Origin of the sequence: Streptomyces sp. NPDC048639 (assembly GCF_043199075.1) — a bacterium.
In the GTDB taxonomy this organism is placed as follows: domain Bacteria; phylum Actinomycetota; class Actinomycetes; order Streptomycetales; family Streptomycetaceae; genus Streptomyces.
The window spans coordinates 69486-90601 of record NZ_JBICVP010000016.1 but is presented as its reverse complement, the minus strand read 5'-3'; the positions used below and the strand labels follow the sequence as shown (position 1 = coordinate 90601).

14 protein-coding genes are annotated in these 21116 nt (G+C 72.1%); 3 read left to right on the top strand and 11 right to left on the bottom strand.

The features are described from left to right. Positions 1–323: 323 nt before the first annotated feature. Positions 324–1331 (bottom strand): stage II sporulation protein M, encoded by a 1008-nt coding sequence (locus ACGFNH_RS31940; protein WP_393659764.1) that lies wholly within the window; start codon positions 1329–1331, stop codon positions 324–326. Between the two features lie 135 nt (positions 1332–1466). Here ACGFNH_RS31940 and ACGFNH_RS31935 point away from each other — a divergent pair, with 135 nt between their 5' ends. Next, positions 1467–2501, top strand: a complete 1035-nt coding sequence (locus ACGFNH_RS31935; RefSeq protein WP_393659762.1) for an RDD family protein — start codon at positions 1467–1469, stop codon at positions 2499–2501. Between the two features lie 14 nt (positions 2502–2515). Here ACGFNH_RS31935 and ACGFNH_RS31930 read toward each other — a convergent pair whose 3' ends face one another. Both ACGFNH_RS31930 and ahcY read right to left on the bottom strand, forming a co-directional pair. Continuing rightward, positions 2516–3160 (bottom strand): hypothetical protein, encoded by a 645-nt coding sequence (locus tag ACGFNH_RS31930; protein ID WP_393659760.1) that lies wholly within the window; start codon positions 3158–3160, stop codon positions 2516–2518. A gap of 81 nt (positions 3161–3241) precedes the next feature. Then, positions 3242–4699, bottom strand: coding sequence for an adenosylhomocysteinase (gene ahcY, locus ACGFNH_RS31925; RefSeq protein ID WP_393659758.1), 1458 nt, complete (start codon positions 4697–4699; stop codon positions 3242–3244). Between the two features lie 711 nt (positions 4700–5410). On the opposite strand from ahcY, the gene ACGFNH_RS31920 reads away from it, so the two are divergent. Next, positions 5411–7624, top strand: coding sequence for a fructose-specific PTS transporter subunit EIIC (locus ACGFNH_RS31920; protein ID WP_393659757.1), 2214 nt, complete (start codon positions 5411–5413; stop codon positions 7622–7624). Positions 7625–7966: 342 nt separating this feature from the next. Here ACGFNH_RS31920 and ACGFNH_RS31915 read toward each other — a convergent pair whose 3' ends face one another. The 6 genes from ACGFNH_RS31915 to ACGFNH_RS31890 all read right to left on the bottom strand — a co-directional run bounded on the left by ACGFNH_RS31915 (position 7967) and on the right by ACGFNH_RS31890 (position 14559). Further along, complete coding sequence (locus tag ACGFNH_RS31915; RefSeq protein ID WP_393659755.1) at positions 7967–8944, bottom strand: cation diffusion facilitator family transporter; 978 nt, start codon at positions 8942–8944, stop codon at positions 7967–7969. Between the two features lie 253 nt (positions 8945–9197). After that, entirely contained in the window at positions 9198–10391 is a 1194-nt protein-coding gene (gene manA / locus ACGFNH_RS31910; RefSeq protein ID WP_393659753.1) for a mannose-6-phosphate isomerase, class I, read from the bottom strand. Between the two features lie 277 nt (positions 10392–10668). Further along, the gene (locus ACGFNH_RS31905) at positions 10669–11841 is read right to left on the bottom strand and encodes an SIS domain-containing protein (RefSeq protein ID WP_393659751.1); all 1173 of its coding nucleotides are present in this window, start codon (positions 11839–11841) and stop codon (positions 10669–10671) included. A 171-nt stretch (positions 11842–12012) separates the two neighbouring features. Next, positions 12013–12210: a Trm112 family protein gene (locus tag ACGFNH_RS31900; protein WP_393659749.1), complete on the bottom strand. Its 198-nt coding sequence runs from the start codon at positions 12208–12210 to the stop codon at positions 12013–12015. A gap of 245 nt (positions 12211–12455) precedes the next feature. Beyond that, positions 12456–13814 carry a phosphomannomutase/phosphoglucomutase gene (locus ACGFNH_RS31895; protein WP_393659748.1) on the bottom strand — a complete coding sequence of 453 codons (1359 nt, stop codon included), beginning with the start codon at positions 13812–13814 and terminating at the stop codon, positions 12456–12458. A gap of 364 nt (positions 13815–14178) precedes the next feature. Continuing rightward, entirely contained in the window at positions 14179–14559 is a 381-nt protein-coding gene (locus ACGFNH_RS31890; RefSeq protein ID WP_393659746.1) for a DUF3499 domain-containing protein, read from the bottom strand. Positions 14560–14879: 320 nt separating this feature from the next. Here ACGFNH_RS31890 and ACGFNH_RS31885 point away from each other — a divergent pair, with 320 nt between their 5' ends. Continuing rightward, a complete protein-coding gene (locus ACGFNH_RS31885; RefSeq protein ID WP_393659744.1) occupies positions 14880–15341 on the top strand; it encodes a metallopeptidase family protein in 462 nt (153 codons plus the stop codon). A 151-nt stretch (positions 15342–15492) separates the two neighbouring features. On the opposite strand, the gene ACGFNH_RS31880 is transcribed toward ACGFNH_RS31885, so the two are convergent. Next, the gene (locus tag ACGFNH_RS31880) at positions 15493–17037 is read right to left on the bottom strand and encodes a DUF5719 family protein (RefSeq protein WP_393659742.1); all 1545 of its coding nucleotides are present in this window, start codon (positions 17035–17037) and stop codon (positions 15493–15495) included. Further along, positions 17034–21035, bottom strand: a complete 4002-nt coding sequence (locus ACGFNH_RS31875; protein ID WP_393659740.1) for a glycosyltransferase — start codon at positions 21033–21035, stop codon at positions 17034–17036. The genes ACGFNH_RS31880 and ACGFNH_RS31875 overlap by 4 nt, the downstream gene beginning before the upstream one ends. Positions 21036–21116: the final 81 nt, after the last annotated feature.

The following is a 21116-nucleotide window of genomic DNA, read 5'->3' as shown; positions in this document are numbered from 1 at the left end:
GGCACGCTGTTGAGTTCTCAAGGAACGGACGCTTCCTTTGAAACCATCCCTGGTTTCTCCGGGCGCTTCCCTTCGGTGTTTCCAACCTTACCAGATTCTCATCCGGGTCTTTTCCGACCTGAATTCTGTCCGGAGGCCGTTGGAGGGCCATGAAAGCACTCCAGAGGAATTGAATTCCATCCGGAGCGCAGTGGATTCTAGTTCCTGCGGTCGAGCCTGTCCAGCTCTCCGCAACCGTTCGAATCTACCTCCCCAGTCCACCCGTGTCAACGGGTTTCGCGGGGCGGATAGGACAGTACCAGGTCACGGGCCCTCGATGCACATCAGGCCGCGGTCGGGAGCTCCGCGCTGCGGTCCGCCGAATCGACGTCGCCCGTCTCGCCCGTTCGGGCGGCGCGACGGCCGATCACGAAGACATAGACGAGGAACACCGCCTCCGCCGCGACACCGATGGCGATGCGCGCCCACGGGGGCAGGCCGGAGGGGGTGACGAAGCCTTCGATCCCCCCGGACACGAAGAGGACCACGGCCAGGCCGATGGCCATGCCGATGGCGGCTCTCCCCTCCTGTGCGAGGGCGGTCCGGCGTGAGCGCGGACCCGGGTCGATGACCGTCCAGCCGAGGCGCAGGCCTGTGCCGGCGGCGACGAAGACGGCGGTCAGCTCCAGGAGGCCGTGCGGGAGGATCAGTCCCAGGAAGGTGTCGAGGCGCCCTGCCGAGGACATCAGGCCGAGCCCGACCCCCAGATTGAGCATGTTCTGGAAGAGGACCCAGAGCACCGGGATGCCCAGGAAGGCGCCAAGGACCAGGCAGGTGGCGGCGACCTGGGCGTTGTTCGTCCACACCTGGGCGGCGAAGGCCGCCGCCGCGTGGCTCGAGTAGTACGTCTCGTACTCGCCGCCGGGGCGCGTCAGCTGCCGGAGTTCGTCCGGGGCGGCGATCGACGCCTGGACCTCGGGGTGCAAGGCGATCCACCAGCCGATCACCGCGGTCAGCACCGTCGAGACGACAGCGGTCGTCACCCACCACCGCCTCGTCCTGTAGAGCGCTGCGGGGAATCCCGCTGCCAGGAAGTGGACGGCATCGCGCCAGCTCGCCTTGCGGGCCCCCGCCACCGCGCTGCGCGCCCGCGCGACGAGCTGGGTGAGGCGCCCGGTGAGCTGCGGGTCGGGTGCACTGGACTGGATCAGGGACAGATGGGTGGCGGTGCGCTGGTAGAGAGCGACGAGTTCGTCGGCTTCCGCGCCCGTGAGGCGGCGCTGACGGCGCAGCAGCTCGTCCAGACGGTCCCACTCGGCACGGTGTGCGGCGACGAAGACGTCGAGGTCCATATGAGGCTGCTCCTACGGGTACGGATGCGCACTCAGCTTGGCAGACGGAGGGCTGTCGGCGGCAGACTGGTCGTACGGGCGTACGGTCCGTACGGGTCGGGGCGGGAACGGCTGGGGAGAGGGAGGACGTCGCACGTGAGCGAACTGGTGACAGGTGAGGCGGTCGTACTGGGACTGCGTCCCGCGAAGCTGCCGAGCCGCGCCCTTGCGATCGTCATCGATCTGGTCGTGATCTTCTCCGTCTACATCGCGGTGTCGGCCGGACTGGCCGCCGCGACGGCGTCGTTGGACGCGGCGGCGAGTGCGGCGGTCTCGGTGGCCACGTTCGTGCTGGTGCTCGTGGGAGCACCGATCGCCGTGGAGACCATCAGCCACGGGCGGTCCCTGGGGAAGGCGGCGTGCGGGCTGCGCGTGGTGCGGGACGACGGGGGGCCGATCCGTTTCCGGCACGCTCTGGTGCGCGGCGCGATGGGGGTGGTCGAGATCCTGATGACGCTCGGCGTCGTCGCCGTGATCGCCTCGCTGGTGTCGGCGCGCGGGAGGAGATTGGGAGACGTCTTCGCCGGAACACTGGTCGTACGGGAGCGCATACCGTCACCACGGTCCGTGCGGATACCGGCACCACCACCCTGGCTGGCCGGGCAGTTGGGGAGGCTCGACCTGTCGCGCGTTCCCGATGGGCTGTGGCTGGCCGTACGGCAGTACCTGACGCGGATGGGACAGCTCGATCCGCAGGTGAGCGGCCAGCTCGCGGCGCAGCTCGCGGGCGATGTCGCGGCACGCACGGGGGCGCCGGTGCCGGACGGCGTACCGCCCGGGGTCTATCTCGCGGCGGTGGCCGGGGAGCGGCAGGCGCGGGACGCACAGCGGGCGTTCGGCGGTTTCGGCAACGCGCAGGGACACGGGAACGGGGTTCCGGCCAGTGCGTGGTCGGCAGCGCCGGGCATATGGGCCGAACCATTCGCGCCGGGGCAGTCCGGCGTGGAGCCGCAGTCGGAGCCCGGCGGTGCTGTGGCTCCACACCCTGTGGTGAATGCGCCTGTCCCGGCGTCACCCGCCGTAGGTCCCGGAGCGGTGGCACACGCAGAACCGGGCGATGTCGCGGCCCCCGCACCCGAGCAGGCGACCCGGGAGCCGTCTCCGCCTACGGGCTTCGTACCGCCTGCCTGAATCGGAGGCGGCCGTCAGCCGAAGACCGAGGGCGGGGATTCGAGGGCTTCGAGTTCGATGCCGGGGGCGGAGAGGACTACGTCCCCGGCGATGTGAATCGTGTGCTGCTCGCCCGTATCCACTTCGGTGACCTGGTATTTGTCCACCATCAGCGGGCCGTTGTCAGTGGTGTGTGCTTCGCTCCCGAGCAGAGCCCAGGACTGGTCGAGCGTGCGCGGGGCGAGGACGGGCTCGGTGAGGGCGACAAGGCGGATACGGGTGGCGGGGGCGCCGGGGGTGAGGCGCAGCATGCGGGTCGTGGCGACGAGGAATGCGGGGGATGCACCGGTGAACGCATGGGCTTTGACGTTGCCCTCGGTGGCGTGCGTGCCGGAGGGGTCGGTGCGGACCCAGGTGACGCCGTCGAGCGCGGCACCGCGAACCTGCCAGTCGGCGGCGCGGAGTTCGAGGCGGATGGGGCGGCCGAGTTCATCGGTGGTGAGGTCGACGGATCCGGTGACGGCACTGTCCCCCTGGATATCGCCGCGCCCCGCGCCGGGCGGCGCGGTGATCTGCGAGACATAGCGCCATCCGGAAGGTCCGGGGGCGCACTGGAAGTGCTCTTCTCCCAGGGGGGTGTGGTCATGGGGGTCATGGCGGGAGTAGCGGCCGCGGGGCATGGTGTGGTCCTCGAGGGGCCGGGTCCCCGCCGGTGGCGGGGACCCGGTCTCATCGGCTGGTGGCTGTCGTGCCGTCTGCTCTTAGTAGCGGTAGTGGTCCGGCTTGTACGGACCCTTCACCGGTACGCCGATGTAGTCGGCCTGCTCCTGGCGCAGCGTGGTGAGCTTGACGCCGAGTGCGTCGAGGTGCAGTCGGGCGACCTTCTCGTCCAGGTGCTTCGGCAGGACGTAGACACCGGTCGGGTACGCCTCGGGCTTGGTGAACAGCTCGATCTGCGCGATGGTCTGGTTCGCGAAGGAGTTGGACATCACGAACGACGGGTGACCGGTGGCGTTGCCCAGGTTCAGCAGCCGGCCCTCGGACAGCACGATGAGCTTCTTGCCGTCCTCGAAGGTCCAGGTGTGCACCTGCGGCTTGACCTCGTCCTTGACGATCCCGGGGATCTTGGCGAGGCCGGCCATGTCGATCTCGTTGTCGAAGTGGCCGATGTTGCCCACGATCGCCTGGTGCTTCATCTTGGCCATGTCGGCGGCCATGATGATGTCCTTGTTGCCGGTCGTGGTGATGAAGATGTCGGCGGTGTCGACGACATCTTCGAGGGTCGCGACCTGGTAGCCGTCCATGGCGGCCTGCAGGGCGCAGATCGGGTCGATCTCGGTGACGATGACGCGGGCGCCCTGGCCGCGGAGGGACTCGGCGCAGCCCTTGCCCACGTCGCCGTAGCCGAAGACCACGGCGACCTTGCCGCCGATGAGGACGTCGGTGGCGCGGTTGATGCCGTCGATCAGCGAGTGGCGGCAGCCGTACTTGTTGTCGAACTTCGACTTGGTGACGGCGTCGTTGACGTTGATCGCCGGGAAGAGGAGCGAGCCGGCCTGCTGCATCTCGTACAGGCGGTGGACGCCGGTCGTGGTCTCTTCGGTGACACCGCGGATCTCGGAGGCGAGCTGGGTCCACTTCTGCGCGTTCTCGCCGATGGTGCGGGTCAGCACCTCGAGGATGATGCGGTACTCGTCGTTGTCGGCGGTGGACGGGTCCGGCACGGTCCCGGCCTTCTCGAACTCGACGCCCTTGTGGACGAGGAGAGTGGCGTCGCCACCGTCGTCGAGGATCATGTTCGGACCGCCGGTGGCGGCGTCCGGCCAGGTCAGCGCCTGCTCGGTGCACCACCAGTACTCCTCCAGCGTCTCGCCCTTCCAGGCGAAGACCGGGACGCCCTGGGGGTTCTCCGGGGTGCCGTTCGGGCCGACCGCGACGGCGGCGGCGGCGTGGTCCTGGGTGGAGAAGATGTTGCAGGACGCCCAGCGCACCTCGGCGCCGAGGGCGACGAGGGTCTCGATGAGCACGGCGGTCTGCACGGTCATGTGCAGGGAGCCGGTGATACGGGCACCGGCCAGGGGCTGTGCGGCGGAGTACTCCTTGCGGATCGCCATCAGACCGGGCATCTCGTGCTCGGCGAGGGTGATCTCCTTGCGGCCGTAGGCGGCCAGGGACAGGTCGGCGACCTTGAAGTCCTGACCGGTGGCGGCTGTCGTCATACGGGCTGCTCCTCGTGGATTCGAGCGAGAGGTGGACACGACTCGACTGCGGCAGCGGGCCCGGGGGCCAACGTCCGCAGCGCAGTCCGTCGGAGGCCCTCTCTCCCTCGGTGGCCCGCAGAGCGGGCACGCCCGACCGCCATCAGCAGCGACGTCTGTCTGTCACGAATCTACACCGATCGGCCCGGGGCGCCCCAGCCCGCCTCCGGGGGCGCGGTTTCGGCCACGTCCGGTGGTCGAAACCGGGACGGGGAGGCCTGGGCTCGGCGGAACCATGCTGATGCGGTCGCCGGAGCGGGTGTTGGAACGGTTCGGGGATTCGGAAGAGGAGCGGGACGGCCGACCAGCGGCGCGGGCCGCGCTTCCTTCGGCCGTCGTGGTCGGTCGGGTCGTCGTGGACGGTCTGCCGTCGTGGTCGGTCGGCCGTCGTGGTCGGAACCGATCCGGCGGGGCGGGTCGCGGGAGCGGGTCCCGTCGAGTCGAGTCGAGGGTGAGGGTGGCGGAACGCTCGCGCTGGGTGGAGGGAGCCGGGTGGAGGGGAGAGGACGCCCGGCAGGACGGGCGGGTCGGCGCAGCGGGACGCGCGGGTGTGACAGAGCTGTTGGGGCGGGGCGAACCCCCTGTGCCGATCCGTTCCGCGGGTATTGCAGGATGCGTGGCGCACGAGAACACTTGCACGACTCGCGTGCGCACAGGTGTAAGGAGACCCACGTGACCAGTCCGGCTGATCCCCCCAACGCTGCGGGGACGAGCGGGAAAGGGCTGAAACTGCTCGCAGTGACCGCCTGCCCCACTGGCATCGCCCACACGTACATGGCCGCGGAGAAGCTGGCTCAGGCCGCGGAATCGCTCGGCCACCGGATGAAGGTGGAGACCCAGGGGTCGATCGGGGCCGAGAACGTCCTGTCTGACAACGATGTCAGCGACGCGGACGGCATCATCATCGCGGCCGACAAGGACGTGGACCGCAGTCGCTTCGTCGGCAAGCGGGTGCTCGTGGTCGGCGTCGCCGAGGGCATCCGCCACCCCGAGCAGTTGATCGAGCGTGTGCAGAGCGCCCCCGTCCACCGGGGCGGCGGCGAGGGCGGCGGATCCGGCGGAGGGGCAGCCGCCGCGACCGGGGGCGGCAAGGAGCGCAGCACCACGTACAAGGCGCTGATGAACGGCGTCTCGTACATGATCCCGTTCGTCGTGGTCGGCGGGCTGCTGATCGCTGTGGCCCTGGCACTCGGCGGCGACCCGTCGGCCAAGGACGGTCTGGCGATCCCCGAGGGCTCGTTCTGGAAGCACGTCTTCGACATCGGCGTGATCGGCTTCACGCTGATGATCCCGATTCTGTCGGGCTACATCGCGTACGCGATCGGGGACCGGCCCGCGCTCGTGCCGGGCATGATCGGCGGCTGGATCGCCAACACCGGTGAGCTGTACGGATCGGAGGCCGGAGCGGGCTTCATCGGCGCGATCGTCACCGGCTTCCTCGCCGGTTACATCGTGCTGTGGATCAAGAAGGTCAAGGTCCCGAAATTCGTCCAGCCGATCATGCCGATCATCGTGATCCCGATCGTCGCGACGACCTCGCTCGGGCTCTTCTTCATCTACGTCATCGGCAGGCCGATCGCGTGGATCTTCGAGCACCTCACCAGCTGGCTCGGCGGGCTGACCGGTTCGAGCGCCGCGCTGCTCGGCATCATCCTCGGCCTCATGATCGCGTTCGACATGGGCGGGCCCGTCAACAAGACCGCGTTCCTCTTCGGAGCCGGTCTGGTCTCGAAGAACCCGGAGATCATGGGCATGTGCGCGGCGGCCATTCCGGTGCCGCCGCTCGGGCAGGGCATCGCCACGCTCATCCGCCGCAAGTTCTTCACCGAGCAGGAGCGGGAGACCGGTCTCGCGGCGCTCTTCATGGGATTCTTCGGCATCACCGAGGGCGCGATCCCGTTCGCGGCGGCGCGTCCCGCCCGGGTCATTCCGGCGAACATGCTCGGCGGCGCGGTCGCCGGTGCCGTCGCGGGTCTCGCGGCGGTCCAGGACAACGTGCCGCACGGCGGTCCGATCGTGGCCGTACTGGGCGCGGTCGGCGGGGTTCCGATGTTCTTCGTCGCGATCGCCATCGGAACGGCTGCGACCGCGCTGACGACGGTCACGCTCATGGCGCTCGGCAAGAGCTCGGACGGCACGAAGAAGGCGCCCGCCGCGGCCTCCCCCCTCATGCCGGAGCCGGTACCGGCCGGGGTGGGCGCCGGGCCGGGGGGCGGCGCGAGCGAATTGGGCACGATGGGCGGGGCGGTGGCCACCGCGGTCGCCGCGCCGGTGCGTACGGTCGCGGAGCCGGGTACCAGGGCCGAACCCGTCGCTGACGAGCCCATCGCCGCCGAGCCCATCGCCGCCGAGGACGACGGAGTCGCGGCCACCGCCGCTGCGGACGACGCAGCCGCGGCCCCGGGTGAGCCCTTGGCCGGGGAACACGACGTCCTGTCCGGACACATCACCGCCGGGACCGTGGCGGAGCAACTCGCCGCGGACACCAAGGACACCGCTATTCGCGAACTCGCCGAACTCCTGGCGGAGAGCGGCAAGGTCGCCGATGCGGAGGAGCTCGTACGGGCCGTCTTCTTGCGCGAGGACCAGGGCACCACCGGGCTCGGTGAGGAAATCGCCATCCCGCACGCCAAAACGGACGCGGTCACGGCTCCCGTCGTCGGCTTCGCCCGCTCCGCCGAGGGCATCGAGTGGGGCTCACCGGACGGTACGAAGGCCAGGCTCCTGTTCATGATCGCCGTGCCCGAGGCCACAGCGGGCGACGAGCACCTCCGGATCCTGGCGCTGCTGTCCCGGAAGCTGATGGACACCGGCTTCCGGGAGCGGCTCGTCGATGCCGGTGGCAAGCAGGAGATCCTGCGGATTCTCGGCGAGGTCGGGGCGTAGCACGATCGCTCCCGCCGGGAGCGTTGATGAACGGCGAAGGCCCCCGCGGATGTTGCTTTGCGGGGGCCTTCGCCTTGGTTCGGTCGCGCCCGGTCGTACGGCTGGTCATCGGGACCGGGGCGGGGGCGGCCAGGATGCGGGCGCTGGACGCCGGTCATCGGGCATCGGGCATCGGGCATCGGGCATCGGGCATCGGGCATCGGGCATCGGGCCGGTGACCGTAATGCGGGCCGCATCGGCATGCCGATCGCGCCCGGCCTGTCCCCTGTCAGGCGGCCCGACCCGTCGGTGCGCCGACCCGCGCCCGTATGCCGGTCTTGCGCCTCACGCCGGCGCTCGCCGTCAGTGGTCCGCGTCCGGTCCCGGGCCGCCCGGGGTCTTCGCCGGGTCGGGACCCGCGGCAGCGACCGCCTCGTCGTAGATATCCGGTTCGAGGTAGATCACGCGGGCCGACGGGACCGCCGTACGGATACGTCCCTCCGCCGCGTTGATGGCCTCCGCCACCTGCCGGGCGGTGAACTCGGGCCGCACCGCGATCTTCGCCCCGACGAGGATCTCGTCCGGGCCGAGGTGCTGGGTGCGCATGTGGATGAGGCCGGTCACCGCGTCACCGTCGACGGCGGCCGCGCGGATCGCGTTGTCGGTCTCCGGGCCCGCCGACTCGCCGAGCAGCAGCGACTTGGTCTCGGCCGCCAGCACGAGCGCGATCAGGATCAGGAGCACGCCGATGGAGAGGGTGCCGATGCCGTCCCAGATGCCGTTGCCCGTGGTGATGGCGATGGCGACGCCGACGAGCGCCAGGACGAGGCCGACCAGCGCGCCGAGGTCCTCGAGCAGGACGACCGGCAGCTCGGGCGCCTTGGCGCGGCGCACGAACTGCGTCCAGGACTGCTTGCCGCGCAGTGCGTTCGACTCCTGGATGGCCGTGCGGAAGGAGAACGACTCGGCGATGATCGCGAAGATGAGGACCCCGATCGGCCAGTACCAGTCCTCGATCTCGTGCGGGTGCTTGATCTTCTCGTAGCCCTCGTAGAGGGCGAACATGCCGCCGACCGAGAAGAGCACGATCGAGACCAGGAAGGCGTAGATGTAGCGCTCGCGGCCGTAGCCGAAGGGGTGCTCCGGGGTGGCCTCCCGCCGGGCCTTCTTGCCGCCGACCAACAGCAGCGCCTGGTTGCCGGAGTCCGCGAGCGAGTGCACGCCCTCGGCCAGCATCGACGACGAGCCGCTGAAGGCGAACGCCACGAACTTCGCTGCCGCGATGGCCAAGTTGGCGCCCAGCGCCGCGACGATCGCTTTCGTTCCGCCTGATGCACTCATGAGTGCCTGGTGTCCCTTCCGTCGGCTCGTCCCAGGGAGCTTTGCTCCCCTTTTACTGAGCGGACATTGTTGCAGCCCGGCGGAGCACCGTCGCGCGAGACCCTGATCGGGGTCGTACGGGCCGGGTCCGCGCAAGTGCGGGGGGCCTTGCCCTCCCCGCCCTTACGCGTCCCGCACGCACTCCCCGCCTTACGCGTCCCTACGCGTCCCGCACGAACCCGTACGCGCCACGACCGCGATGCGTCGCCCCGCGTCAGACCGCCACCGTCGCGCGGAAGACCGTGCCCTCACCCGTGAGGATGGCCTCCTCGCCCGCGGGAACGAAGGCCGACTCGCCCTGCCCCAGCCTCAGTTCGTCCGTCTCGGAGCGCAGCACGGCCTCCCCCTCGGTGCACAGCAGGATCTGCGGGGTGCCGGACGGGATGCGGCGCCGCTCCCCCGCCTCCGTCAGGACATGACGCGAGAGCCGGAACTCCTCGATCGGCGTCCGGTACGTCTCCTCGCCCTCGACGGGCTCGGGCCGCAGCACGCCCGGCGCCGTGGCCTCGAAGCGCACGACGCGCAGCAGTTCGGGTACGTCGACGTGCTTGGGGGTGAGGCCGCTGCGCAGCACGTTGTCGGAGTTGGCCATGATCTCGACGCCGAGCCCGCTGAGGTACGCGTGCGGCACGCCCGCGCTCAGGAAGAGGGCCTCGCCGGGCTGCAGGATCACGTGGTTGAGCAGTATGGCCGCGATCACGCCCGGGTCGCCGGGGTAGTGGCGGGCGAGTGAGGCATAGGCGGCATACGCGTCCTGGAGCGGCCCGTCGACGCCCGCGAGCCGTTCGGCCGCGGTGGCGGCACGGGCGACCGTCTCGGCCATGGCCGTGCGGTCGGCGGTGAGGACGGCGGTGAGGACCTCGCGGAGCGCGTCGGCCTCGGGCCGGGCGTGGAGGATGTCGACGTACGGCTTGAGGGAGTCGACGTCGAGGCTAGCGAGCAGGTCCGCCGCCTCCCGTTCGGGGCGGAACCCGCACAGGCCCTCGAAGGGCGTGAGCGCGCAGATCAGTTCGGGCTTGTGGTTGGCGTCCTTGTAGTTGCGGTGCGGGGCGTCGATCGGGACGCCGCGCTCCTCCTCGTCGGCGTGGCCCGTCCTGGCCTGCGCCAGGTCGGGGTGCACCTGGAGGGAGAGCGGTGCGTCGGCCGCAAGGATCTTGAACAGGAACGGCAGCCGGGGCCCGAAGCGGTCGACGACCGCCTTGCCCAGGTGGCCTTCGGGGTCGGCCGCGATCGCCTCGGAGAGCGCCAGGGGACCCGCGCCGCGGTCGACCCGGGACGGGGCACCGGGGTGTGCGCCCATCCACAGCTCGGCCTGCGGCTCGCCCGTCGGCTCGAGGCCGAGGAGCTGCGGGATGGCGGTGGTCGAGCCCCAGGCGTAGGGGCGCACGGTGTTGGCGAGGCGGTCCATGCGGCGTAGTCCTGACTGTCCGTACGTGAGGTGGCCCGGGTCCCGGGTCGGCGGGTGCCCGGCCGGCGGTCGGTGGTGTCGTACGCCGTCCGCAGGCGGGTGCTGTGCACGCTCCACGGGGAGTGCCGGACGATCCTGCGGGTCATGCGGTCGCGGGTCCTGCGGTCGCGGGTCCTGCGGGTCCCGTGCGGGTCGCGGGCCCTGTGGATTCCACGGGTCGTACCGGATCAACCGTCCCTGCGGGCCGTGCCGTTCCACCTGCGGTGACGGCGCCAGCTCATGTTCTCTCTCCCGAGGCGAGCGCGAGGTAAACGGCGGCGAAATCTGTGATGGCAAGAAGTTCGGCGACCGCTTCGAGGGCGTTGCCGTCGGAGGGTTCGAGCTCGCTGACGGGGGCGTCGCGGCCGAGGGCGAGCTCCCGGGCGGCCGGTGTCGGCGAATTGCTGCCGAGTTCGGCGCGCTCGCGGAGCAGCACCACGCGCGCGTGCAGCGCCTGCGGCTCCTCGACCCGGTCCCGGAAGAAGTCGTCGGGATCGGCCGCCGCGGAGAAGGCTCCGGCCAGCAGGGTGCCATGGGCGGTCAGCGCATCGGGCAACTCGGCGGCGAGCGCGGGGCGCCCGGCGACGACACCGAGGACATGGGCGAAGTGGCGGGCGGCGACGCCCGCCACCGGCCCTTCGCTCCAGAGCAGGGGAAGCGCGTCGGCGAGTTCGGCTGCGAGGGTCTTGGCCGGGTTGGTGTACGTGGCGATGGCCGGGCCGCAGCGCTCCGCCGTCTTGTCCAGGCGGTCGGCCACGGACTGGATGGCGGGCTGCGCGGCCGGGAACAGGCCGATCTTGTCCATGAGGACGAGCAGCGGCGTGAGCAGCGCCCACAACGTCCCGGGAGGCTCGGGGCCCAGCGCGGGGCGGAGCCCCGGGTCCGGCAGCGGCTGGTCCTCGGGCACCTCTTCGTACGGCCCCGGAGCCAGCGGCACCACCAGTCCGTGCCGGCCGCCGGCGTCCTCGGTGAGCGGGGAACGGGGCGGCGTCACGGTCACCACGGCGCAGCCGCGGCGGTAGGCCTGCTCGATCAGCGCCGTGAGGCCTGGCTCGGTGCCGTCGGTGGTGAGGACGAGCAGCAGGTCGAGGGGGCCGGCCCAGCCGGGCAGTGTCCACAGCAGCGCACCCGGGTCGGGGAGCGCGCCGGTCGGACGGATGACGCTGACCTGGGTATTGCCGCCGGCGAGGGCGTACAGCAGGTCGGCGATGCAACCGGTGGTCGGGCTCGAACCCGCCACCAGGAGGGAACGGGGACGGCCGTCCGGCTTGAGATCGGCGAGCCCCGACTCGGCGGCGGCACGGGCGGCCGTACGGACCCGGGCTCCGGATTCGGCCGCGCCGCGCAACAGTCCCCGGGTGTCGGAGCGGGCCAGCGCCTCGGGGGCGTCGAGCAACGACTCGTCGAGCATCGTGGTGAGCCTCCGATCGCCGGTGTGGCGGTGTTTCCGCGGGCCCGGCGGGTCCCGGCGGATCCCTGAGGGCCCGGTCCCTGCTCCGGACCGTGCCTGCTCGGCCGATGCCTGCCCGGACGGAGCCTGCCGAGGCAGTCCCCGCTCAGTCCCCGCTCGGGCAGTCCGCGCTCAGGCCGGGCGGCGGGCCTCGTCGACGAGAAGGACCGGGATGCCGTCGCGGACGGGGTACGCCAGGCCGCAGTCGGCTCCCGTGCACACCAGCTCATCGGTGCCGGACTCCTCCTCGGAGGCTCCCGGGGCCTCACGGAGCGGGGCGTGGCACGCCGGGCAGGCGAGAATCTCCAGGAGACCGGCTTCGAGCGGCATGACTGTCCCTTCGGATGGGCCCTCCACCCGGAGGTGAGCGAGGGGCTTCGGCCAGGCCAGCGTACCGCTGGGCCGCGGCGCGAGGGGCAGATCGGTCCGACGGTACGGGCTCGGTCTCCGGCGTTCTGCACCCGTAAGGGCTCCGGCGTCCCGTACCGGTGCGGGGTACGGCGGCCGGCCCCGGTACGGGCGTCCGCGGTGCTGGCACGGGCATCCGGTGCAGGTACGGGCGTCCGGTGCGGGCCTCAGGCCCGGACGATGCCCAGGACTTCGTCGCGGACCTTCTCGACGGTGGCCGCGTCCCTCGCTTCGACGTTGAGGCGCAGCAGCGGCTCGGTGTTGGAAGGCCTGAGGTTGAACCACCAGTCGGCCGTGGAGACCGTCAGACCGTCCAGCTCGTCGAGCTCAGCGCCGGGCCGACCCTCGTACGCCGCCTTCACGGCGGCGGCGCGGCCTGCCTGGTCGTCGACCGTGCTGTTGATCTCGCCGGAGGCGGCATATCGGTCGTACTGGGCGACCAGCGCCGACAGCGGGCCGTCCTGGCCGCCGAGTGCGGCGAGTACGTGCAGGGCGGCGAGCATGCCGGTGTCGGCGTTCCAGAAGTCGCGGAAGTAGTAGTGCGCGGAGTGCTCGCCGCCGAAGATCGCTCCGGTGCGGGCCATCTCGGCCTTGATGAACGAGTGGCCGACGCGCGTGCGCACGGGGGTACCGCCCTGCTCCCTGACCACCTCCGGTACGGACCACGAGGTGATGCAGTTGTGGATGACCGTGCCGCCGCCGTGCTTGGCCAGTTCGCGCGAGGCGACGAGGGCGGTGATCGCCGAAGGGCTGACCGGGGCGCCGCGCTCGTCCACGACGAAGCAGCGGTCGGCGTCGCCGTCGAAGGCGAGGCCGATGTCGGCGCCGGTCTCGCGGACCTTGGCCTGGAGGTCGGTGATGTTCTTCGGATCGAGGGGATTCGCCTCGTGGTTGGGGAAGGTGCCGTCCAGCTCGAAGTACATCGGCACCAGCTCGACCGGCAGACCTTCGAAGACGGTGGGGACGGTGTGGCCGCCCATGCCGTTGCCCGCGTCCACGACCGCCTTCAGGGGCCGGATGGCGGTGAGGTCGACGAGCGAGCGGAGGTGGTCGGCGTAGTCGGCAAGGACGTCCCGCTGGGTGATCGCGCCGGGGGTGGCAGCCGGTCCGGGTGCTCCGGACTCGGCCCAGTCCTCGACGAGGGAACGGATCTCGGTGAGACCGGTGTCCTGGCCCACAGGGGCGGCCCCGGCCCGGCACATCTTGATGCCGTTGTACTGCGCCGGGTTGTGGCTGGCGGTGAACATCGCACCGGGCAGCCCGAGTTGGCCGCTGGCGAAGTACAACTCGTCGGTGGAGCACAGACCGATCTCGGTCACGTCCACGCCACGGGCGGCGGCGCCGCGGGCGAACGCCCGCGAGAGACCGGGCGAGGAGGGCCGCATGTCATGGCCGATGACGATCGCGTCCGCATCGGTCACCTGCGCGAACGCGGCGCCGAAGAGCCCGGCGAGCGACTCGTCCCACTGGTCCGGAACCACACCGCGTACGTCGTAAGCCTTTACGATCTGCGACAAGTCGGGCACGGTGCACGCCTCCTGGATTATCGGTGGGTCCCCGATGTCTGTTTCCCGGCAGCACAGTACCCGTCAGCGGTGACAGACCGTGGAGGACCGCGTCGCGGCTCGGAACGCCGTTGAGCAGCGATGGACGATGCGGCCGGAGGGGAGGGGCAACGGGCCGGGAACTCCGGCGCGTTGAGGTCCGGGGCGGGTCGCTTCGTTGAAGGCCAGGCGGGCCGGCGGGTTGAGGTACAGGGCGCGTCGTTAGGTCTGTTCAGAGCTGGCCGACGGGCTGATGTCCGGGGCGCGCCGACAGGTCGAGGCCCGGGGCGCTCCCGCGCGTTGAGGGCAGGGCAACCGGTGACGCGATCCGTGACGGCCCGCGCGCTCAGGGCTCCGGCGAGCGCAGGACGCGAAGATGCCCGCGGCGGGCGACCTCCATCGGGTCGGCCTCCCGCCGGCCTCCGACGCCGCCCGCACCTGCGGCGCGCTCCTGCGGACGGGCCGCTTCCCGTACGGCGTTGGCGAGGGCCTCGAGGTCGTCGCCCGTGGGGCGCGTGGGGCCCGGGTCGACGGCGAGGCGCACGACGTCCCAGCCACGGGGGGCGGTCAGACGCTCCGAGTGCGGGGCGCACAGGTCGTAACAGTGTGGTTCCGCATACGTGGCGAGCGGTCCGAGAACGGCGGTCGAGTCCGCATAGACGTACGTCAGCGTCGCGACGGCGGGGCGGCCGCACGCGGTGCGCGAACAGCGACGTACAGGGCTCACGACGTTGGACGGTACCGCACTCTTGAGCGGGCCGCGACGACTCCCCCGGAGCCCACCCCGCCGTGTCGTTCCGCCCTCCGCAACCCGTCTGACCTGCGAACAACCGGGCTGACCTGGGCCGGGCCAGGGCCTCTCAACGGGTCCCGACGATGAATGCGGTCACCACTCGATCCGAAAGGTTCCATTCGTTGCGAGATGCCCGATCGAGAGTGCGCCCGGAACCGGGCGCAACTATGGCTGAAATGTTCATCTGCCGACATGGCGCGTACTGCCCGAGCCTGCGTCTCCCCGACCAGGCCGGACGGCTACCCTCAGAGGTGATGGACAACCGCCTTCCACCCCACCCGCCCGAGCCGCGACCCCGACGACGTGACCGCCACGGACGCGGTATGCGGGGTCCGGTCGCTCCGCCACAGGTGCCGCTCGCGGTCAGCCGGGCGGAGGCGTTCATCGATCTCGTCCACGACTCCGTCGACCGGCTGGAGCGGCGCTGGTCGCAACTCTCCGACGTGGACTTCATCGTGCGCGAGGTGCCCCCGCCGTCCGGCGCCGACCCGGACGGCGAGAGCTCCTGGGAGGCCGGCACGGTGCCGCTCGGCCGGCTGGTGACGGCCGAAGGCGGCCGCAATGCGCGCATCGTGATCTACCGGCGCCCCGTCGAGATCCGCACCAAGAGCCGGGACGAGCGGGCGCTGCTCGTCCACGAGGTCGTGGTGGAGCAGGTCGCCGAACTGCTGGGCCTGGCACCGGAGTCGGTGGATCCGCGGTACGGCCAGGACTGACCGCGCCCGACCGGGCCGAGGTTTGCGGCTCGCCCGTCGCCGAGCCCCTCGGTCGGTCGCTCGTCCCCCGGCGCCTCGGTCGCCCCGCCGCCCGACGACGGCCCGATGGCCCGGTGGCTCAGGGGGTCAAGGGGCTCAAGGGCTCAAGGGCTCAATCGTTCAGGAGCGACAGGTCCTCCGACGTGTGCGGGACGGCGACCGTCCCCCGGTCGTCCGGAAGCGTCTGCACCGTGAACATCGGCACGCCCCCCTTCGGGAGCTCCAGCATCCGCGAGGCGTGCACGGCGCCGCCCGACTCGCGTACGACCGTCACGGCGTAGCTGCCCTTGACGCCCGGCGGGACCGGCGGAGCGACGGACAGGGTGCTGCCGCCCTTGACCGTGTAGGTCTTGCTCGCGGTCGTGCCGCCCCGGCTCCCCGCCGAGGAGGTGACCTTCACTGTCGCCGTCCCGCCCGGTGCCACCAGGGACAGGACCGACCCCTTGGCGCGGTTGTCCGCGGCGGTGGCGCGCTTCTCGATCGCCGTGGTGGCCGGGATGAAGGCCGTCTCGCGCTTGTCGCCCTTGCCGCGTGTGACGCGCAGCGCCGCCACGAACGGGGCCGAAGTGCTGCCGTCGGCCGGGCTCAGCACGAGCGAGCCGGGCTCGCCCTTGGTGACGTCGCCGAGGTCGACGGACTTCGTCATGCCGCTCTTGACGTTGAGCGTCTCGTGGCCGGCCGGGGTGATCGGCCGCGACGGTGTGGACAGCCGCACCTTCAGGTCGGCGTCCTCCTCGCCCGTCGCCAGCGCCACCAGCTCCACTGACGTGGCGTCCGAGGGGATGCCGGGCAGCACGGCGGAACCGGACGGATCGGCGGCGGCCGGAAGCCAGTCGCCGCCGCGCTCGTCGTCGGCGGACTGCACGGAGGCGCCGACCCTGCCCGCGCGCGCGACGACGTGCAGCGCGGCGCCGTCCGTCCGTTCACCGGTCACGGTGGAGAGCAGCACCGGGACGCTGGACCGGGCCGGAACCAGGATCTCCTGCCCCGCCGCGGCCTTCAACACGCCCTTCCCGCCGTACATCTCGAGGTCCACGACGGCTGTCGTGTCGTCGGGGTTGGTGAGGTGGACGTAGTCCTGCCGATCCCTGGCCGTCGAGACGCCCGGGAACCAGAAGTCGGAGTCGGGAGCCGTGCAGGCCATGCCCGACACCGAACGCCCGCTGCCCGAGCCGATCACCGTGGTCTGCTGCGTACTCCAGCCGGGCGCCAGCGCTCCGTCGGCCGTGCCGATCAGCGCCGGCGCCTCGGGATCGGAGGTGGTGGCCGTCACCGGCGTGCCGGGCTGCTTCAACGCCACCACAGGCTTCTGCTCGGCGCTCTTGCGATCCTGCTTGCCCCGCTGATCCCGCTTGTCCTTGCCCTCGTCCTTCGGCTCGTCGCCCGCCGCCTTCTCCGCGGCCAGAAGATCCGCGCCGGCCTTCTGCCCGGCCGAACCGCCGCCCTCTCCCTTCGGCGTGAAGGAGGTGTACGTCGTCTCGGCGAGGTCGGACGTGGACGGCGCGGGGCACAGCAGTGCCGAGCGCTCGACAGGGAGCCGCGCGGCGGTGGAGCGGGAGCCGCCCGAGGAGTCGTCCGGGGCGGTGAGCGCGGCGACCCCGGTGACGGCAGCCAGTGCCGTGGCGGCGGAGATCAGGGACACGGTCGTGCGGTTCACTGCTGGTCGCTCCCGTCGCGGCGGGGGCCGGGCTCGGTGCCGTCCCCGTACGTCGTGTCGCCGTACGCCCTCTGCCCGTACGCCGGATCGCGGTAGACCGGATCGCCGTAGGCAGGGTCGCCATAGGCCGGATCGCGGTATGCCGGATCACCGGGGGCCGGGTGCGCGTGGCTTCCCTGCGACGGGTCACCGTGGTTCCCGTGGGCCGGGTCGCCGTGGGGCGGGTAAGGGCCGTCGGCGTAGGGCTGCTGGGCGGAGTAGCCGTACGGGTCCGGGTACTGACCGGCGCCGTACTGGGCGTACTGCCCTGCCTGCGGGTCGTACGTCCCGCCCCCGTAGGCGTCGGCCGGGTAGGACGCACCCTGGTACTGGTCCTGATAGCCGCCCGGGTACGGCGGCTGCGCCTGGCCCGCGTAGGTCTGTCCGTCCCAGTCCCCGTACGGCTGTTGCTGCGGCACGGGGGCATAGGTGTCCTGCTCCGGGATGCCCGTCGGTTCCTGCTCCGGCGCGGCCATCGGCTGCTGCATCGGCGCGGCCATCGGTTGCTGCGCCGGGGCGGCCGTCTGCTGCTGCGCCGGGGCAGGCTCGTCCGGCCGCGTCGCGTCCGGCGACGGCGCACCACCGTCGCGAACCTGCGGTCCGGCCGAGGGGGCCTGAGCGGCCCGGGTTGCCTGATCCGCCTCCGCCGCGGCCCGCAGCCGGCGGGCCCGGCGCCCCTCGCCCTCGACGGCCTGGGCCGGAACGGCGGCGACCGCCGCCTCCTGGTCGGGCATGTCGTCGTCGACGTCGCGCCGCCGGCCGGGCAGTGCCAGCACCAGCACCACAAGCGCGAGGAACCCCTGCGTCCACACCCATGCGGTGCGGGTGAACGGCGTCTCATAGGTCAGGTCCAACCGGCCGCCGGACGCGGGCAGTTCGAAGCCTTGGGCCCAGCCGTCGACGGTCTTCCTGGTGAGCGGCTCGCCGTCGAGCGTGGCCTGCCAGCCCGGTGCGGCCCGGTCCGCGATCCGCAGGATCCGGCCGTCCGGGCCCTCGGGGATGTCGGTGTGAGCCTCGACCGGCTGCGCCGCCACCGGCAGCGCCTCCGCGGCCGGGCCGCCGCCGCTCTGCTGTGCCCCCTGGCGCGGGACGATCGTCATGCGCGCGACCTTCTCGTCCACGCGCCACAGCGCGCTGCCGTCCTGCTGGCTGAGCCGGGTCAGCCCCGGGGTCGAGTTCAGCACCCGGCCCATCTCGCGGGGCGCTCCGTCCCGCACGAGGACGTAGCGCACCGCGTAGCCGCCGAGTTGGCGGGTCTGGTCCGCGCCGGAGCCGGCGACGAGATTGGCGACGATGCCGTCGAGACGTCCGTCGCCCCCGCCCGCCTCGGACAGTTCGGCCTCGCCGAGGCGGGCGCCGGAGCCGCGCACCAGCGCGTACGAGACGTCGGCCGCCTGCTCGCCGCCGATGACGAGCGTGCGGGGCTGGTCGCGGGTACCGCTCTCCTCGGCCACGAACGCCGGCACCTGCACCGGTTCGCTCCGCTCGACGGGGCCGTCGGCCCCGCTGAACATCCAGCCGCACGCGGCCAGCACGGGGGCCGCTCCGGCGGCGATCGCGATCAGGACCGCGACCGGCTGCCGCCAGCCGAAGTTCTGGGTGGCGACCCGCTCACGGGCGCCCTCGGCTCCGACCGTGGCCGCCGTGATGAGCGCGATGCCGTAGACGAGCGTGGCCGGTCCGGCCCAGCCGGAGCCGTTGGCGATCGCCGCGAAGAGCAGCCCGGTCAGCGCCACGGCCCACGCCGTGCGGATGGTCCGCTGCCGCTCGCCGCGCAGCAGGGCGGCGAGCCCCGCCAGAACCAGGCCGAGCAGCAGCAGGGCACCGGTGGTCTTCGGGCCGCCGGGGCTGACCGCCAGCAGGTCGAGGGCGGTGGCCGAGCCCGCGCCGTAGCCCAGTCCGGCCTCGCGGAGGAACGCCGAGGGGCCGGTCAGCAGGGACAGCGACCAGGGTGCGAGGACGAGCAGCGGCGTCAGGAGGGCGGCGGCGAACCGCAGCCCGTACACCTTCAGGTTCTCCTGCTGCCGGGCGCGCAGGACGAGCAGCGCGATGCCCAGCACGAGGGCGATCGGCCAGACGATCGGGGTGAAGGCCGTGGTCAGGGTGAGCAGCAGCGCGTAGGCCCATGCGGCGCGCCAGCTGGGCCGTGCGCCCGAGCCGCCCTGCCGCGGCAGCCGCAGCCCGCCCGCCGCCACGGCCGCGCGCGCCATCAGCGGCAGCACCACGGCGAGGACCGCGGTGCCGAGCCTGCCGCCTGCGAGGGCGCCGGTGGCCGCGGGGAGGAAGGCGTACGCGACGCTGCCCCAGGCGCGCAGCAGACGGGATTCGGTGAGCGGCCGGGACGCGAAGTACGCGGTGAGCCCGGCCAGCGGAACCGAGCAGACGAGCAGCAACGTGATCGCCAGACCGGTGCTGCCGAACAGTACGGTCGCGAGCGAGGCGACGACGGCGAGATAGGGCGGCGCGGACTGTGTGCCGCCGACGCCGACCGCATGCCATCCCGCCGTGTAGCGCGCCCAGAGCTCGGAGGCGTCGGCAGGGGCGGGCAGCAGGGCTCCGCCGGACAGCGCGCCGGGGCCCAGAAGGCCGCGGCAGGCGATGAGGGAGACGAGCAGCAGGGCGAGGAAAAGGACGGGGGCGGGCTTGCTCGCGATCCGCTTCAGCCGCGCGAACTGCTCGATCTCCAGGAAGTCGGCATCATCGCCGCCGGGCCCGGACTCCACGGCTCCGTGCCGTCCGCCGGAGGCCAGTTCGGGTTCGGACCGGCCGCCGAAGTTCCCCGCGACCGACTCCACGGTGGCGCGCAGGGTCGCTCCGGTCGGCGGGAACAGCGGCCGCAGCTCGCTCGGTTCGACCGCGGCCCGACCGCGCTTTCTGCGGGCGGCGAGGACTCGGCCCGGCCGCAGCAGGACGGCCAGGAGTCCGGTGACCTCGTCCACCGCCTGCCCGGGCACCTTGCCGACCAGGTAGGCGAGCGTACGCAGCAGGGTGCCGAGGACGAGCCGCAGCAACACGTACGGCAGGAGGGCGCCGCGGCTGTTCACGAGCATCGTGTAGACGGCGCCCGCCTTGTCCACCCGGTGCGGACCGACGACGGAGCGGCCGGCGCAGTCGATGGGGCGGCGCTCCCGCGCGGACGCCTCCGCGTGCCGCAGCACGGCGTCGGGCGCCACGAGGACGCGGTGCCCGGCCGCCTGGGCGCGCCAGCACAGGTCGACGTCGTCACGCATGAGCGGCAGCCGCCGGTCGAAGCCGCCGAGCTCCTCCCATACGTCACGCCGGATGAACATGCCGGCTGAGGAGACGGAGAGGACGGGCCTGACCTGGTCGTGCTGGCCCTGGTCCTGCTCGCGCCGCTCCAGGCCGGTCCAGCGGCGGCCGCTGTTGGCGATGGAGACGCCGACCTCGAGGAGCTGCCGCCGGTCGTACCAGCCACGGAGCTTGGGTCCGACGATGACGGCGGAGGGACTCGCGTCGACGACGCGCAGCAGCTCGGCGAGCGCGTCGGGCTCGGGGGCGCAGTCGTCGTGCAGCAGCCACAGCCACTGGACGGGCTCGCCGTGCGGCAGCTCCGGCATGTCGTACGTCTCATCGCGCCAGGTACGCGTGACGGGGTCCCAGCCGCTGGGCCGCCTCAGATAGGGCAGGTCGTCGGGTGTGAGCACACCGGCGGTGCGGACCGCTTCGTCGACGGCCGTGCCGAAGCTGCTGCGACGGGCGAGGTGGAGCACCCGGTCGGGACCGAGCGACTCGGCGAGCAGGGCCGCCGACTCGTCGGCGCTGCCGGTGTCGGCGGCGATGACGTTCTGGACGGGGCGCTCCTGGCCGAGGAGTCCGGCGAGCGCATGGGGCAGCCAGCGGGCGCCGTCGTGCGAGACGAGCACGGCAGTGACGACATGCCGCGGGAACTCGGGAGCGGCGGCCCCGTGGTGGGCCGTCGGGTGGCTGTGCACGGACATCGAGGTACGGGCCCCTCCGGCCGCGGTACGGGGTGGCCCCCGGAAGACGGCTGTGCTGACTGCGGTCGACGCGCTCCACCC

What these genes read in the sequence shown, in the direction of transcription:
- ACGFNH_RS31875 (WP_393659740.1), bottom strand. Translation starts at nt 21,035, where the DNA reads ATGTCCGTGCACAGCCACCCGACGGCCCACCACGGGGCCGCCGCTCCC.
- ahcY (WP_393659758.1), bottom strand. Translation starts at nt 4,699, where the DNA reads ATGACGACAGCCGCCACCGGTCAGGACTTCAAGGTCGCCGACCTGTCC.
- ACGFNH_RS31940 (WP_393659764.1), bottom strand. Translation starts at nt 1,331, where the DNA reads ATGGACCTCGACGTCTTCGTCGCCGCACACCGTGCCGAGTGGGACCGT.
- ACGFNH_RS31900 (WP_393659749.1), bottom strand. Translation starts at nt 12,210, where the DNA reads ATGCCGCTCGAAGCCGGTCTCCTGGAGATTCTCGCCTGCCCGGCGTGC.
- ACGFNH_RS31915 (WP_393659755.1), bottom strand. Translation starts at nt 8,944, where the DNA reads ATGAGTGCATCAGGCGGAACGAAAGCGATCGTCGCGGCGCTGGGCGCC.
- manA (WP_393659753.1), bottom strand. Translation starts at nt 10,391, where the DNA reads ATGGACCGCCTCGCCAACACCGTGCGCCCCTACGCCTGGGGCTCGACC.
- ACGFNH_RS31885 (WP_393659744.1), top strand. Translation starts at nt 14,880, where the DNA reads ATGGACAACCGCCTTCCACCCCACCCGCCCGAGCCGCGACCCCGACGA.
- ACGFNH_RS31930 (WP_393659760.1), bottom strand. Translation starts at nt 3,160, where the DNA reads ATGCCCCGCGGCCGCTACTCCCGCCATGACCCCCATGACCACACCCCC.
- ACGFNH_RS31905 (WP_393659751.1), bottom strand. Translation starts at nt 11,841, where the DNA reads ATGCTCGACGAGTCGTTGCTCGACGCCCCCGAGGCGCTGGCCCGCTCC.